The sequence below is a fragment of the Longimicrobium sp. genome, assembly GCF_036399255.1.
Lineage (GTDB): Bacteria > Gemmatimonadota > Gemmatimonadetes > Longimicrobiales > Longimicrobiaceae > Longimicrobium.
Window position 1 is genome coordinate 38,046 of sequence record NZ_DASWNM010000149.1, and the last position, 15,002, is coordinate 53,047.

Here is a 15,002-nt window from a genome sequence, read left to right on the forward strand (position 1 = left end):
GAGTTCCGCGTGGGCGCTCCCTCAGGAAGTCACCGCTTCGTTGTGAGCTTGAGGGGTGCGCAACACCCTCTCATGGGCCAACCGCCTGTGGTTGGGCGACACATAGCTCACTTCCGCGCCAATCCTCACCCTCACCCGTCGCCAACTCCTCCGGCGGCATCGCCGATGCCCAGGGCACGCGTCATCATGCGCAGCCAGGCGCGCAGGTAGCGCTCGTCCTCCAGCCGCGCGGGGGGCTCGCCCAGGAGCGTCTGGAACACCCTGAACGAGGTGATGCTCCCCAGCAGCACCGCCGCCGTCGCCTCGGGATCTTCCACCCGGACCTCGCCACGCGCATTGCGCTCACGCAGCCACTCCGCCACCGCCGCGTACGACGACTGCATCCGCTCCTCCCGCACCTGGTCGCGCAACTCGGGAAAGTGCTCCAGCTCGCGCCACACGATGCGCAGCACGTCGCGGTCGTCCGCCAGCATCTGCATGGCGGCGCGGCCCAGCACGGCCAGCGCCTCGTCCGCCGGGCCGGGGACGGAGCGGATCAGGGCGCGCGCACGCTCGGCGCCCTCCATGAAGCGCGCCATCCCCGCCGCCAGCACCGCCTCCTTGCTGGGAAAGTGCTTGTACAGCGCGCCCGAGCCCGGCGCGAGCCCCGCCGCCGCCTGGATGTCGGCGATGCTGGTGCGCTCGTAGCCGCGCTCCGCGAACAGCTGCATGGCCTCGCGAAGAATGCGGTCCGCCGCGCGCGAGCGCCGGGGACGCTCCGCCGGTTCCGGGGTGTCGGCCATCGCGTGCGTCAGCGGGTGCTGGGCGAGAGGATCGCGCCGGTGCGTGGGAGCGGCATGCCGGGCGGTTCTGGGGGATCGGGACGAGGCGGCTGTGTGCCGGAGGGACAATGTAGCGCGGGGGAGGTGCGGGGCCAGAGGATGAAGGCCGGCGATCCGGCTCACGGTGCCAAGCGCTGGGCCCGGCACCGTGAGCCGCCGAATCCGTTACTTGCTGGATGCCTGCCGCACGAACATCTCGGCGACCAGCGCGTTGAACTCGCGCTGCATCTCGTCGTGCTCCTGCTGGCCCTGGCGCCCCAGCTCCGCCAGCTTCGGCTCGCCGATGCGGTCGCCCGCGGCGGCAAAGGTGCCAAAGGTGTCCTGCGCCTGGCGGATCATCACGATGTCCTCCACGATGCGCAGGAAGTCGTCGGTGCGCAGGGCGTCGGCGGCGTCCTTGGCCTTGCCCAGCACGAATCCCAGCGCGGCCTTGAATCCCTCGCCCGAGACCTCGCCCAGCGTGGCGCGGTACTCGTCCAGCTTGCTCTGGTGCTCGCGCACCCGCGGCAGGTACCTGGTGCAGAGCGCGCGGAACTGCGCGTCCTCCGCCTGCTTCTCGTGGTCTTCCAGGCTCTCCAGCAGCGTCTTGTGCTGCATCACGCAATTGCTCACCTGCGCCCGCAGAAAATCTCGTCCTTCGTGCATGATCTGCTTTCCCTTCGTTGAACAGACACGCCGGACCGACCGCCCGGCGGAGGCGCAGGGCAGTTGCACAAGGTGTGCCCAAGGTTGGGGCAAGGAAAGAAAAAGATGCGTACCCAGAGGCCGCAGAGGCCACAGAGTTGTCGTTCCTCTGCGGCCTCTGCGTGAGAAAATCTTTTTGCCCTTGGACGAGGATCAGGCCTGAGGACCCTCGCCGGGAGCGGCCTCGGTGCTCAACTCGCGGTTGGTGGCGCCGGTGCCGCTGGGCGTGCGGCGGTGCTCCTCCACGGCGTCGGCGGCCACCTCGGCCAGCGCGGCTTCGGTAATCCATCCCCTGGAGGCGGCGTGGCGCGCGGCGGCCAGCGTGTCGTCGGTCAGCAGCAGGGTGCTGCCGGCTTTCTCCACCTCTTCCGCCAGCTTGCGGATGGCGCCGATGCGGTCCGGCCGCGGCGTCACGTTGCGGATGTACACGGCGACGATGCGGTCCGGGTAGTCGTGCACCACCCGGTTGTAGATCTCGGGATCCTCCTGCCCGCTGTCGCCGATCAGGATGAAGGGGAGGGCGGGGAACAGGTCCATGATGCGGCGGATGCCGGCCAGCTTGTGCCCCGCGTGACGGCTGGCCAGCGACTCGTCCTCGTTCATCCCCCAGTCCCGCAGCAGCAGCGGGCCGATGGGAATCTTCTGCAGCGTCAGGAACTCGGTCAGCAGGTCGTGCAGGTTCCACGGGCTGCTGCTGACGTAGAAGATGGGGTTGAACGGCGACTCGCCCGCGCCCCGCTGCAGCGCGCGGTAGAACGCCGCCACGCCGGGAAAGGGGACGCGGGTGCGCGCGTTGGTGAAGAAGGTGGTGCGCGCCATCCGCAGCAGCGAGGTGGCGCCCGTCTTGACCACCGTGTCGTCCAGGTCGCTGATCACGCCGAACGCGCTCGCCGGCGGCGGCACCAGGACCTGCGCCTGGGACCGGTGCGGCGGATCGCTGGCGGGGTGCTCAAGCTCCAGCTCCAGCGTGTGCCACAGCGCCCCCGTGCCGAACTCCGGGCGCGGGTGCACCCACGCCTCGAAGAACCCCTCCTCGTTGGTGGTCACCACCAGGTCGCCGCCGGGAAGGCGGATGCGGACGCGCGCGCCGGCCACCTCGTCGCTCTCGAAGCGCTGGATCATGGCCGCCACGTTCATCAGCACGCCCGCGCCCTCTTCCGACTGGGGAACGGGGTTGCCGCGCAGCACCCGGCCGCGCAGGTAGGCGCGGTCGGCGCAGCCGTAGCCGCGATAGGCGTCGATGCGCGCCGCGCCGCTGCCGGGCGCGTACTTCTGCCGCTGCGCGTCCACCTTCTGCTCCACCTTGTGGACGAACTTCTCCAGGCCCCGCTTCCAGTCCGCCATGATCGCAAGTGCGTGAGTGCGTGAGTGCGTGAGTGCGTGAGTGCGTGAGTGCGTGAGTGGGAAGTACCGAGTACTGAGTACCGAGTACCGAGTACCGAGTACCGAGAGCGCGTAGCCGTGTCTCCTGGTTCGCTGAGTACTCGGCACTTGGCACTCGGTACTTCTCCTCTCTCCGCACTGGCCGGATGCCGCCCCGTGGAGCATATTGGCGGCCAGCAACGCCGCAGTCCATCCCGCGCCTCTTCTCTGCCCCCAGCCGAACCCGTCCAATGGCAATCGACGCACCCGCCGCAGCCCGCGAGCGCCGCGGCCTGCTGAACGCGCTGGGCCTGCACCGGCGGGAGCTGCGGGCCTGGGCCATGTACGACTGGGCCAACTCCGCGTTCATCTGCACCATCATGACCGCGGTGTTCCCCATCTACTACGTGCGCGTGGCCGGCGCCGGCCTGGCCCCGGCCGAGGCCACGGAGCGCTTTGCCACCGCCACCACCGTCGGGCTGCTGATCGCCGCGGTGCTGGGGCCCATCCTGGGGACGCTGGCGGACTACGTGGCCATCAAGAAGCGCCTGCTGGCCACCTTCATGGGCGTGGGCGTGGCCGCCACGGCGATGATGTGGTTCATCTCGCAAGGCGACCTGCTGCTGGCGTCGATCCTCTTCATCCTGGCCAACGTGGGCGCCAACGGCAGCTTCGTGTTCTACGAGGCGCTGCTTCCCCACGTGGCGCGGCCGGACGAGATGGACCGGGTGAGCACGGCGGCGTACGCCATGGGCTACATCGGCGGCGGAATCCTGCTGGTGGTGAACCTGGCCGCCATCCAGAAGCCTGAGCTGTTCGGCCTGCCGTCGGTAGAGATCGCCTCGCGGCTCTCCTTCGTTTCCGTGGCCGTGTGGTGGCTGCTGTTCTCCATCCCCCTCTTTCGCCGCATCCCCGAGCCGCCGGTGGCGCGCGAGGCGGACGAGGGGCCAAAGATGAACCCCGTGCGCGTGGCCTTCGACCGGCTGGGCGAGACGTTCCGGGCGCTGCGCGGCTACAAGCAGGCGTTTTTGATGCTGCTGGCGTTCCTGATCTACAACGACGGCATCGGCACCATCATCCGCATGGCGACGGCGTTCGGGACGGAGCTGAACATTCCCCAGAGCACGCTGATCACGGCTATCGTGGTGGTGCAGTTCGTGGGCGTGCCCTTCGCCTTCCTGTTCGGCTCGGTCGCGGGGTGGATCGGGGCCAAGCGCGCGGTGTTCATCGGCTTGGCGGCGTACGTGGGAATCAGCATCCTGGGCTACCACGTGCAGGACGGCGGCGACTTCATGCGGCTGGCGGTGCTCGTCGGCGTGGTGCAGGGAGGGACGCAGGCGCTCAGCCGCTCGCTGTTCGCCAGCATGATCCCGCGCCACCGCTCGGGCGAGTTCTTCGGCTTCTTCAGCGTCTTCGAGAAGTTCGCCGGCATCATGGGCCCGCTGATCTTCGCCCTGGTGCTGAACGCCACCGGCACCAGCCGCAGCGCCATCCTGGCCATCATCGCCTTCTTCGTCGTCGGCGGCATCCTGCTGGCCTTCGTCGACGTGGAGGAGGGCCAGCGGGTCGCGCGCGCGGAGGAAGCCGCGGCCGCCGGCGGTGTGGCGCCGGAGCCGGGGACGGTGGGCATGACTGGAGGCCACCCGTGAACGTGCCGGGACAGCAGGTACGGTTCAGGTGGCTGCACCATGCGTTCAGAGAACTCCGGTTCACGATTCCGAACCTCACGGTTTCGGCGATCGACTATCTTGATCCGCCCCTGTTCTCCGTAGTGCTACGATGCTGGTCGGGAACGCCGATCATAGAGTCGACGGTGACACCCATGTCCGTGTGGAGTGAATCGTACGATGACGAAGCCGCTCTGAAGGTGGGATTGGGGCGCACGCTTCGCCCAGCGAACATGCGCATGGACCCGGATTTCGCGATTGACGACGAGATGGGCGGATGGCGCCGTTTCGCGGACGAAGTCGAGTTGGCTGAAGCCATCGTGAAAATGCTGCAGAAGCTGCTGAAGTATGAGGGCTGTCGGCCGGATCCTGAAGACGAGGAATAGCCGTCCCGCAACTTCCCTCATCCACGAACGTCCAAACTTCTGACCCATCCGTGAACCTCGTTCTGATCGGCGTGCTGGGGTACGTCGTCTTTCAGTTCGCCGTGGGCATGTACGTCTCGCGGCGCATCCGCACGGAATCGGACTACCTGGTGGCGGGGCGCAGTCTGGGATACGGGCTGGCCATCTTCACCATCTTCGCCACCTGGTTCGGCGCCGAGACCACCATCGGCGCGGCGGGCGCCATCTACAGCGACGGGCTGGCCGGCGGCACGGCGGACCCGTTCGGCTACGCGGCGTGCCTGCTGGTGATGGGGCTGGTGTTCGCCATCCCTCTCTGGCGGCAGAAGCTCACCACGCTGGCGGACCTGTTCCGCATCCGCTTTTCGTCCCGCGTGGAAAAGCTGGCCGTGGTGCTGATGGTGCCCACCTCGCTGCTCTGGGCCGCGGCGCAGATCCGCGCGTTCGGGCAGGTGCTGAGCGCCGCGTCGGGGCTGGAGGTGACGCTGACCATCACGGCGGCGGCGCTCATCGTGATCGCCTACACGGCGTTTGGCGGCATGCTGGCGGACGCCTGGACGGACCTGGTGCAGGGGATCGCGCTGATGATCGGCCTGTTCATCCTCTTCGTGGTGGTGCTGCGCGACACGGGGATGGATGCGCTGCGCCAGATCCCGGCGGAGCGGCTGCAATTGTTCGGCGGGCCGGACACGCCGCTGCTGGCCACCGTGGAGGCGTGGGCGGTGCCGGTGTGCGGCTCGGTGCTGGCGGCGGAGCTGGTGCAGCGCATCATCGCCACGCGTTCCCCGCAGATCGCCCGCAACTCGTCGCTCGTCGCCACGGGGATGTACCTGCTGTTCGGGATGATCCCCGTCACACTGGGGCTGATGGGGCCCACGCTGGTGCCCGGCCTGGAGCACCCCGAGCAGATCCTGCCGCGCATCGCCGCGCAGTACCTGCCCGGCGTGCTGTACGTGATCTTCGCGGGGGCGCTGGTCTCCGCCATCCTGTCGACGGTGGACAGCGCCCTGCTGGTGGCGTCGGGGCTGATGTCGCACAACCTGATCATCCCGCTGCGGCCGGGGATGACGGAAGCGCAGAAGGTGCGCGTGGCGCGCTGGGGGGTGGCGGTGTTCGGCGCCCTGGCGTACGTGATGGCGCTGCACGCGGAGGGCGTGTACGCGCTGGTGGAGGAGGCGTCGGCGTTCGGCAGCGCGGGGATCTTCGTGGCGCTGGTGATCGGCCTGTTCTCGCGCTGGGGCGGGGCACGGAGCGCGGCGGCGTCGCTGCTGGTGGGCGTGGTGGCGTGGATCCTGGGGGCGTACGTGATGGACCTGGCGTATCCCTACCTGGTCTCGCTTGCCGCCTCCCTGCTCGCCTACGCCGGCGTCGCGCTGGTGGACCGTGCGTCGGCACCCCTGCCGTCCGCGCTGGAACGGGGATAGGATTCACGCGGAGGACGCGCGAGGGAAACGAGAGAGGACGCGGAGCACCCCTCATCCGCGTCCTCTCTCTTTTCACCCCTTCACCCCTTCACCTCACTCCACCCCGGCCCCCGCCGTCTGGGCCGAGAGCGCATCCAGGTCCAGATCGGTGGATAGCGTAACGTCGGCGTTCAGCACGCGCTGCATGTAGCGCAGCGCCTGCTTGGTGTCGATGGACTCCAGCGAAGCCACGCAGTCAGGCGGCACGTGCACGCGGTAGTCGCGCATGTACGCGTCGCTGGCCGTCATCAGCACGCAGATGTCGGCGGTAATGCCGGTAAGGATCAGGTGCTGCGTGCCCAGGTGCTCCAGCAGCGTGGCCAGCGTGCTCTCGAAGAACGCCGAGTGCTTGGGCTTGAGCACGAAGTAGTCGTCGCGGTCGGGCGCCAGCAGCTCCACGATGCGCTGGCCGCGCACGCCGTCTTCCAGGCAGTGCTTTACCACCTCGCGAAAGTCCGAGCGCCACTTGCCAAAGTTGTCGTTGGCGTAGATGACGGGGATCTCGCGCGCCCGCGCCTCGCGCTTGAGCGCCGCGATCCGCTCCGCCGCCGCCAGCGCGGGAGCCGCGACCTGCTCGCCGCCCTCGAACTCCAGGTCGTTGATCATGTCGATGATCATTAGCGCCACCGGATGGGTGTCGGGCGCGCTTCCGTGCAGGTCCGGGTTGTGTTCCGGCATCGTCGCTTTCGGGCGGTGAGTGGATCGGGATCGATGAAGCCCATCGGGCGCACAGTGTGTGCCGCACTGCGACGCACAAATCTCTTGCAGCGAAGCGCCGCCGCTTTACTCTATCTGCATCACCTCTCTCTACAATGAAAGGAGAATCTATGGAAGCTGCGGCGTATGGCCTAATTGGCACGGCAATTGGTGCGATCATCACGGTTCTGACCGGGTTGCTGAACAACAGGCACCAGATCACGGTGCGCAGGCTTGAACTCACGGAACAGGCTCGTCAAGGCCGGTGGGAAGCAGAAAGAAAGGAGCGCGCGGACCGGCTGACTCAGTACGCCGGATTCCTGGCGTCGTATTGGCAGGCGGAGCGTATGATTTGCGAGATCCTCGATCTCATCGAGCAGCAGCGGGGGCCATGGCTCGATGAGGTGAACAAGATCATTGCGTCCGAGCCGTACAGGGCCGCCATTTCCAGTCTGAACGAGGGCGCTGCCTGGATCACCATTCTGAGCGCCGATGCAGGCGCCGAGCAAGCAGCCAGGAGCGCGAGTCGCACCTTTGATTCGCTGATAGACCTCATTGCGGGTGCGTTGAAACTCGCGATTGACAACAAACAATTCGACCTGGAGCCCAGCCGAACCGCGCTGAAGGAGATGCAAGGGGAGATCGGCATCCTATCCGCGCTGCTTCGCAAGGACCTTCACACGGCGGAGGGCGTTCGCCTGCTCACGTAAACGGGATGACTCGTGCTCAGCTCCGCACCGTCTCCCACGTCTCCGCCAGCCGAAGCGCGAGCGCGCGCTGCCGCTCCCGCAGCTCCAGCAGCGCCTCGCCGCGGCGGGCACGGACGAAGAAGCGCCGCGCCTCGCCGCGCGCGCGCCGCCACATGTCGACCACGATCACGGTAAGAAAGGCGACCACCGGCAGCACGACCAGCGCGGCGAGGCCCATCTTCCATCCCCACCTCCACCCGATGGCGGCGGCCAGCAGCACCGTCCACAGCAGGTGCAGCGCGATGCCCGCGAGCGCCTTGTAGGTGGCGCGGATGTCCTGCGGCGGCTTTGCGCGATCCACCAGAAAGCCGGTCAGGCGGTAGGGGACGTAGAACAGCGCCATCCCCACCGCCGCCACGGGAAGCAGCGAGCGCAGCACCGTCAGCTGGCGAAAGGTCCACTTTGCGGCCTCGGCCGCGCTGGCGGAGGCCTTTACCTCCACCGGCGTCATCCGCAGCACCCGCAGCGTGCGCACGTGGGCATGGACCGCGCGCGCCAGCGACTCGAACTCCGCCGGGCGCTCGCGGCGCAGGCGGGCCATCGCGGCGGTGGTCTGGCGCGTGCGAAAGACGCGCGACGCGGGGGAGGGGTCGGTGGGGAGCTCGGCGGCGTAGACGGCCTCCGCCATCTCCACCAGCGGCGCGTCTTCCCAGCGCTCCAGGTTCACCGTCACCGCCTGCAGCGCCGCGTCGATGCGCGCCGTCAGCTGGCGGACGGCCTCGTGGTCATCCACCCCGCGCCCCTCCAGCCCGGTCCAGTCCACCGGCTCGCCCACCACGGCCAGCGCGTCGGACCGGAACGTATCCTTGCGGCGAAAGGTCAGCCCCACGGGGACGATGGGAAGCGGGCGGCCCAGCAGCGCCGCGCCGCCCAGCGCGATGCGCGCCGCGCCCGTCTTGAGCGGCGCCAGCGCGGGCTGGCTGTGGCTGATTCCCTCGGGAAAGATGGCGACCGCGGCGCCCTCGGCCAGCGCGGCGTAGACGGCGCGGAAGCTGTCCTCGTTCTTTGCCACCTCGCCCGCGTCGTCCGCGCGGCGGTAGACGGGAATGGAGCCCGCCCCGCGCACCAGCCACCCCACCATGGGATCGGTGAACAGCGGCGCCTTGGCCATGAACCGCACCGGCCGCCCCGCCACCGCCGCCACCAGCGCGGGGTCCATCAGCGAGTTGGGGTGGTTGGCCACCAGCAGCACCGGCCCCTCCTCCGGCACCGTTCCGCCCGCCATGGCGAGCCGGTAAAAGGTGCTGGCGACGAGCTTGGAGACGCGCGGGAACAGCGGAAGGAGCCACACGGCAGGGAAGGGGATTCGGGAGGATGTGTGAGGTCGGGATGATTCGGGGCGGTGACGAAGGGATCGAACTGCGGCCGCGGGGGGGCCCCTCCCCCGGCCCCTCCCCCTCGTTCCTCGGGGAGAGGGGAGAATTCGATGGCGCTTCGGCTGGTTTCGGAGCACGTCCGACGGCGCCCCCTCCGCTCGCTTAGGCTCGCACCTCCCCCAAAACTGCTGGGGGAGGTTGAACTTCGGTCCCGCTCTGGATACCTGTGGGTCGCGTCACCCTCCCCCGCGCTGTTTGCGGGGAGGGCCGGGGTGGGGGGCGCCCGCGGACGCAGTGCGAACCCGTTCGGAGCGCTCCAGACTCAGCCCCGCAATCGCCACCGTTGCCCGATCGCGACCGGGCCGACGCGGAATAATCGCCGGGGCGGGTGGAAGGGGAAAGGGGCAGGGCGATAGATTGCCGTCATGACGGAACCAGACACCTTCACCCCGCGCCCCTTTCGGCCCGCCTGGTGGCTGCCGGGCGCGCACGCGCAGACCATCGCCGGCCGCTACCTGCGGCCGCCGCACGGCGTGCGCTACCGCCGCGAGCGCCTGGAGACGCCGGACGGCGACTTCCTGGACCTGGACTTCGCCACCGTCGGCGGCGCGCCCGCCGCGGGCGACGACGCGCCGCTGTGCGTGGTCGTCCACGGGCTGGAGGGGAGCGCGCAGTCGTCGTACGTGCTGGAAACCTGCCGCGCGCTGGCCGAGCACGGCGTCCGCACCGTGGCGATGAACTTTCGCTCGTGCAGCGGCGAGCCCAACCGCACCGCGCGCTTCTACCACGCCGGCGAGACGGGCGACCTGGGCTTTCTGCTGGACCTGCTCGCCAGCCGGTATCCCCGCGCGACGCTGCTGGGGGTCGGCTTTTCGCTGGGCGCAAACGTGCTGCTCAAGTCCCTGGGCGAGCAGGGCGACGCGTCGCGCATCCGCGCCGCCGCCGCCGTCTCGGTGCCCTTCGACCTGGGGCGCGGGGCCGACAAGCTGGCGGCATCGTTCATGGGGCGGGTGTACACGCGCCACTTCGTCCGGCGGCTGGTGGACAAGTACCGCGGCAAGCGCGCCGCCGGCATCGGCCTGTACGCCGCGGAACTGGACGAGCGGCGGCTGCTGCGCTCCCGCTCGTTCCGCGACTTCGACGACGTGGTGACGGCGCGGCTGCACGGCTTCGACGGCGCGGACGACTACTACACGCGCTCCAGCAGCGCGCGGTTCCTGCCCGCCATCCGCGTCCCCACGCTGCTGGTGCACGCGCTGGACGACCCGTTCGTGGACGAGCGCGCCATCCCCCACGACGCCATCGACGCCAATCCCGCGCTGCACACCGCCTTCGTGCCGCACGGCGGGCACGTGGGCTTCATCGCCGGTTCGCCGGGCCGGCCGCGGTTCTGGGCGGAGCGAGAGGCGGCGCGCTTCCTGGCCATGCACGCGTTCGCGCCGCGGGGGAGGTGATCCGTGGACGAGGCGCTGAAGCAGTCCATCCTCCGGAACCCCTTCGTCGACCGGCTGCGGCTGGAGAGGGTGGCGGACGAAGCGGCGTATCGCGCGCTGTGCGACGCGCTGGCACGGCTGGCGCAGGCGTGGAAAGGCGAGCGGCTGGTGGACCGGGAAGTGGTGCAGGACCTGTACGTGCTGGCACCCATCACGCGCAACATGGCCGATCCGCTGCGGAAGCGGAGCCCGGAGGTGGCGGACCGGGTGGAGGAGATGGCGATGGAGATCGATGCCCTGGTGCTGGAGTGCCTGGCCGGATGAAGGATGGCACGGCGGGCTGCCTCGCGGGTAGGAACCAAACCTGCACAAATGTTTGAAAAAGCGGGTTTTCACACGCAAATCGAGACTGACGGAGCAGATGACGGATATCGTGGATGCGGCGGCGGTAAAGTCGACGTTCGGACGGACGGTGGAAGAGCGGTTCGCGCACAGGCTGCCGCTGAACGTGCCCACCCGGGGCAATCCCAAGGTGGACCGGCTCATCGAGCGCATCAACGCCGACGACGAGCTGTACGCGCTGTGGCTGGCCGCCAACGTGAACGCCGTGGAGCGGCTGGGGATGACGGACCACGGCCCGGTGCACGTAAAGATCGTGATGAACATCGCCATCAAGGTGCTGCGCGTGCTGGTGGAGCACGGCGTGCAGCCCGGCGTGGTGGTGAACTACGGCATGGGCGTGGACGACGCCGAGGTGGTGGTGGCCCTTGCCGCCCTGCTGCACGACGTGGGGATGTCCATCCACCGCAAGGACCACGAGGAGTTCTCCCTGTTCGTGGCGCAGCCCATCGTGCGGCGGCTGCTGGAGGGCATCTACCCGCCGGGGCAGGCCACCATCATCCGCAGCGAGGTGCTGCACGCCATCATCGGCCACCGCGCCGGCGGCAAGCCCATGACGGTGGAGGCGGGGATCGTGCGCGTGGCCGACGCGCTGGACATGGCCAAGGGCCGCTCGCGCATCGCCATGGGCATCGAGGGCACCATGAGCATCCACTCCATCAGCGCCGCGGCCATCGAGGCCGTGCACGTGGAGGCGGGCGTGGAGAAGCCCGTGCGAATCCGGGTGGAGATGACCAACAGCGCCGGCATCTTTCAGCTGGACCAGCTGTTCCGCGAAAAGCTCCTCGGCAGCGGCCTGGAAAGCTACGTGGAAGTCGAAGCGCTCATCGAAGGCGAAGCCGAGAAGCGCCTGGTGCAGACCGCGTATCGGCTGTGATCCGCTGAATCCGTATAAGAATGAGCCTCACACGGAGTCAGCGAAGGAATCGATGCGGGTGCCGGAAGACCTTGTAAATCCTTGATCCGGAGCCCCCTGTTTGATCTCCGACAGCCGCTCCAGATCTCCGCTCTCATAGCGGAGGAGCCAGTCGCGGATCGTGTTGCGATGGACTGCCAGATGCGCGGCTGCGGCCGTCCGGCTCTCCACCTGGCCGGAACGGATCAGGAGGAGCAGGTGCAGGCGACGCCGAACCTGCGCATTGCGCTCTGCCGTGACCAGCCGATCCAGCTCCTCCGGTGATTCGGTAATCACGGGAAGCGTTAGCGGATCGGCCAACTCCGGGTGGGGGTTGGCTAATAAGTGAACGACGTGAACAGCCTGTCAAGAGATTTGGTATGAGAAGGGACATGTCGCTCGCGCCCTACCCGCTCTGAACCGCTGGAGGGGGGCCGATGATGGACAATAAGCTGCGCGGCAGAACTGGCGTTCCTGCTGACGTCAGCCTCCACGACTGGAGCCTAACGGCGGCCCCGTCACCGAAATCGGCACCCCTGCGCCGCGCTCGTTACAGGGCGCGGCGTCTTCGTCCTGCAGGAGATTGCTTTGAGGCCGCCCATCTCCCCCGTTGACCCCACCCCCTCCCCACGGTTACCTTCCCCAATCGTTTTCCGTCAATTTCGCACAATGGAGAAGATCATGAAGAAGCTGAAGCTCGACCTCGACCAGATCCAAGTGGTCTCCTTCGCGGCGGAGACGACGGAGGGCAGCGCTGGAACCATCAACGGCTTCTCCCCCGACACTGCGGTCGGGTGCGGCGGCGGCACCGACGATGCCGCTGGTTCCTGCCGTTTTTGTAACCCCGAGACGAACTGGGAAATCTGCTGACGCACGGCCACGGTTGGGCCGAATGAACGCGCGCCTGATCCGGTCCCGAATCAGGCGCGCGGCTTTAGGTTGGACCGCCTCGCTTTGGATCAGCCGTCCGCACCTCATGGACACGATAGAACGGCCGGCAAAACTGCCAAGTACGGTCCGAGAGAGGGGTCCGACGGATTGTTGACCTGCATCCCGGGCTACGCGCGCTGGTAAACGAGGTGCTTGGTGCGGGCGGCGGAGGCGCGCCGCAGCATGCGGGCCAATCTCAGCGAGGCGGAGCGGAACGAGAAGAAGGCCGCATAAACCTATCCCATACCTATCCCACCCCGGCCGGATGCCGGATTCGGCCGGGTGGCGCAAGTTGCAGAAAAAATGCGACTTTAGGGTCGTATGGAGCGGCTGTCGGGAGCCGTGGCAGTGGTGCCACGGAGTCAACGGAGTTAACGGAGGAACAACCCAAACATCCCCGCGTGAATGACTTCCTGAGGGAGGCGCCACCCCGTAACTCGCTTGCACACTGCACCTTGGCGCCGACCGAAGGACCTCGCCAGCAGAACGACGGGGCTGGTCCCGCCGCATGGAGTCGGCCCCGCCTCGTCGGAGAGTAGGTCCTTCGGTCGCGCGCAGGCGGTTGTGTGGAATCGGGTTACACGGGGTGCGCTCCCTCAGGAAGTCATCGCTTCTTTGTGAGGTTTGGGGTTTAGCAACACCCTCTGAGGCCATGCTGTTTCTGCTCATGCGCAACATCGATGATGGCTGATGCGGGGCACCTCACGATCCTCTCCGGCGGGCAGACGGGGGTGGACCGGGCGGCGCTGGACGCGGCGATGGAGCGCGGGATGCCGTGCGGCGGATGGTGCCCGGCGGGACGGTGGGCGGAGGACGGGCCCATCGATGTGCGCTATCCGCTGCGCGAGACGCCTTTGGCCGGTCCCGCCCAGCGCACGGAGTGGAACGTCCGCGACTCCGACGGCACGCTGCTGCTCACCACGTCCGCCGCGAGCCCGGGGACGGAGCTGACGGTGGAGGTGGCGAAGCGGCTGGGGCGGCCGGTGTATCGGTGGGAACTGGACGCGCCGGCGGACGCGGAGGCCTTTCGCGGCTGGCTGCGGGCGCACAAGATTGGCACGCTGAACGTCGCCGGGCCCCGCGAGAGCGAGTCGCCCGGCGTTCATGCGTCGGCGTGCGCGTACCTGCGCGCCGTGCTCCCCTGATCCACCGCGGCTGAATCCATCGTGCGCGTTCTGATCACCGGCGGCGGCGGGCTGCTGGGCGGCGAGCTCATCCGCCAGGCGCCTCCGCACCTGGACCTCCACGCCACCCGCCGTTCATCCCCCGTGGAAGGCGCGGAATCCCACGCGGTGGAGCTTTCGGACGCGGCGGCGGTGGAGGCGCTGTGGATGCGGGTGCGCCCGGACCTCGTCATCCACGCCGCCTATTCCGCCGCGGAGGGCGAGCGCGACGTGTGGCGCGCCACGGAGAGCGTGGTGCGCGCCTGCCGGGCGTGCGGCGCGGGGCTGATCGCCATGAGCACCGACGCGCTGCTGGACGGCGAAGCGTCGCCGTACGACGAATCCGCCGAGCCCGCGCCGGTGCACGACTACGGGCGGTGGAAGGCGAAGGCGGAGCTGCACGTGCGGGCGGAGATGCCGGACGCCGCGGTCATCCGCACGTCGCTCATCGTCCGCGCGGAGCCGCCGGACCGCAACAGCGCGTGGGTGGTGGATGCGCTGCGCCGCGGCGAGCCGGTGCGCCTGTTCACCGACGAGCTGCGCTGCCCGATCGCCGTGGAGGACCTCGCCGCGCAGCTGTGGGAAGTCGCGCTTCTACCGCCGGAGCGGCGCGCGGGCGTCTGGCACCTGGCCGGCCCCGAGGCGGTGAGCCGCTACGCGCTGGGCGTGCTGCTGGCGGTGCGCCACGGCGTGGACCCGGGCGCCATCACCCCCGCGCCCAGCGCGTCCTCTCCCGCGCCCCGCCCGCGCGACCTGCGCCTGCTCACCCCCCGCGCCGACCGCCAGCTGCGCACGCGCCCCCGGCCCGTGAGCGCGGTCCTCTTCCCCCCCGTCTGAGAGCGTGTTTAAGAATCCGACGCTGCGCATCCAGGCAGATCCACCAGCGCTGTCATTCCGAGGCCCGGCCACGCCGTAGCCTGCTTTCACACCAGAGGTTGCAGGGCCGAGGAATCTACTGTCGGATTTGCTGGAGGGCAGACGCGGTAGCCCGTGCTTACCTTGCGGCTACGACACGGGCGG

At 68.8% G+C, this 15,002-nt stretch carries 16 protein-coding genes; 10 read left to right on the forward strand and 6 right to left on the reverse strand.

The window, feature by feature from the left end; translation table 11 throughout:
- Positions 1-131: 131 nt before the first annotated feature.
- From VGC13_RS28450 to VGC13_RS28460, 3 genes are all read right to left on the reverse strand, one after another.
- Positions 132-782: a TetR/AcrR family transcriptional regulator gene (locus VGC13_RS28450; RefSeq protein ID WP_331128717.1), complete on the reverse strand. Its 651-nt coding sequence runs from the start codon at positions 780-782 to the stop codon at positions 132-134.
- A 204-nt stretch (positions 783-986) separates the two neighbouring features.
- A complete protein-coding gene (locus VGC13_RS28455; protein WP_331128718.1) occupies positions 987-1,466 on the reverse strand; it encodes a hypothetical protein in 480 nt (159 codons plus the stop codon).
- A gap of 192 nt (positions 1,467-1,658) precedes the next feature.
- A complete protein-coding gene (locus VGC13_RS28460; protein ID WP_331128719.1) occupies positions 1,659-2,849 on the reverse strand; it encodes an App1 family protein in 1,191 nt (396 codons plus the stop codon).
- A 269-nt stretch (positions 2,850-3,118) separates the two neighbouring features.
- On the opposite strand from VGC13_RS28460, the gene VGC13_RS28465 reads away from it, so the two are divergent.
- From VGC13_RS28465 to VGC13_RS28475, 3 genes are read left to right on the forward strand one after another with little or no spacing between them, the layout of a single operon-like run.
- Complete coding sequence (locus tag VGC13_RS28465) at positions 3,119-4,516, forward strand: MFS transporter (protein ID WP_331128720.1); 1,398 nt, start codon at positions 3,119-3,121, stop codon at positions 4,514-4,516.
- Positions 4,513-4,920: a hypothetical protein gene (locus VGC13_RS28470; RefSeq protein ID WP_331128721.1), complete on the forward strand. Its 408-nt coding sequence runs from the start codon at positions 4,513-4,515 to the stop codon at positions 4,918-4,920. The genes VGC13_RS28465 and VGC13_RS28470 overlap by 4 nt, the downstream gene beginning before the upstream one ends.
- 50 nt (positions 4,921-4,970) lie before the next feature.
- Positions 4,971-6,362: a sodium:solute symporter family protein gene (locus VGC13_RS28475; RefSeq protein WP_331128722.1), complete on the forward strand. Its 1,392-nt coding sequence runs from the start codon at positions 4,971-4,973 to the stop codon at positions 6,360-6,362.
- A gap of 93 nt (positions 6,363-6,455) precedes the next feature.
- Here the strand turns inward: VGC13_RS28475 and VGC13_RS28480 are convergent, their stop codons facing one another.
- Positions 6,456-7,079, reverse strand: coding sequence for an isochorismatase family cysteine hydrolase (locus VGC13_RS28480; protein ID WP_331128723.1), 624 nt, complete (start codon positions 7,077-7,079; stop codon positions 6,456-6,458).
- Positions 7,080-7,228: 149 nt separating this feature from the next.
- Between VGC13_RS28480 and VGC13_RS28485 the strand changes: the two genes are divergently transcribed.
- On the forward strand, positions 7,229-7,807 hold the full coding sequence (locus VGC13_RS28485; protein ID WP_331128724.1) for a hypothetical protein: 579 nt from the start codon (positions 7,229-7,231) through the stop codon (positions 7,805-7,807).
- Between the two features lie 16 nt (positions 7,808-7,823).
- On the opposite strand, the gene VGC13_RS28490 is transcribed toward VGC13_RS28485, so the two are convergent.
- Positions 7,824-9,137, reverse strand: coding sequence for a 1-acyl-sn-glycerol-3-phosphate acyltransferase (locus VGC13_RS28490; RefSeq protein WP_331128725.1), 1,314 nt, complete (start codon positions 9,135-9,137; stop codon positions 7,824-7,826).
- A gap of 450 nt (positions 9,138-9,587) precedes the next feature.
- Here VGC13_RS28490 and VGC13_RS28495 point away from each other — a divergent pair, with 450 nt between their 5' ends.
- The 3 genes from VGC13_RS28495 to VGC13_RS28505 all read left to right on the forward strand — a co-directional run bounded on the left by VGC13_RS28495 (position 9,588) and on the right by VGC13_RS28505 (position 11,871).
- Positions 9,588-10,616: a YheT family hydrolase gene (locus tag VGC13_RS28495; protein WP_331128726.1), complete on the forward strand. Its 1,029-nt coding sequence runs from the start codon at positions 9,588-9,590 to the stop codon at positions 10,614-10,616.
- 3 nt (positions 10,617-10,619) lie between these two features.
- Positions 10,620-10,919, forward strand: a complete 300-nt coding sequence (locus VGC13_RS28500; protein WP_331128727.1) for a hypothetical protein — start codon at positions 10,620-10,622, stop codon at positions 10,917-10,919.
- Between the two features lie 97 nt (positions 10,920-11,016).
- A complete protein-coding gene (locus tag VGC13_RS28505; protein ID WP_331128728.1) occupies positions 11,017-11,871 on the forward strand; it encodes an HD domain-containing protein in 855 nt (284 codons plus the stop codon).
- Positions 11,872-11,898: 27 nt separating this feature from the next.
- Here VGC13_RS28505 and VGC13_RS28510 read toward each other — a convergent pair whose 3' ends face one another.
- Positions 11,899-12,210 carry a helix-turn-helix domain-containing protein gene (locus tag VGC13_RS28510; protein WP_331128729.1) on the reverse strand — a complete coding sequence of 104 codons (312 nt, stop codon included), beginning with the start codon at positions 12,208-12,210 and terminating at the stop codon, positions 11,899-11,901.
- Between the two features lie 360 nt (positions 12,211-12,570).
- Between VGC13_RS28510 and VGC13_RS28515 the strand changes: the two genes are divergently transcribed.
- From VGC13_RS28515 to VGC13_RS28525, 3 genes are all read left to right on the forward strand, one after another.
- Positions 12,571-12,759: a hypothetical protein gene (locus VGC13_RS28515; protein WP_331128730.1), complete on the forward strand. Its 189-nt coding sequence runs from the start codon at positions 12,571-12,573 to the stop codon at positions 12,757-12,759.
- Between the two features lie 743 nt (positions 12,760-13,502).
- The gene (locus VGC13_RS28520; RefSeq protein WP_331128731.1) at positions 13,503-13,964 is read left to right on the forward strand and encodes a putative molybdenum carrier protein; all 462 of its coding nucleotides are present in this window, start codon (positions 13,503-13,505) and stop codon (positions 13,962-13,964) included.
- Between the two features lie 21 nt (positions 13,965-13,985).
- Positions 13,986-14,819 carry an SDR family oxidoreductase gene (locus VGC13_RS28525; RefSeq protein ID WP_331128732.1) on the forward strand — a complete coding sequence of 278 codons (834 nt, stop codon included), beginning with the start codon at positions 13,986-13,988 and terminating at the stop codon, positions 14,817-14,819.
- The last annotated feature ends 183 nt before the right edge of the window (positions 14,820-15,002 follow it).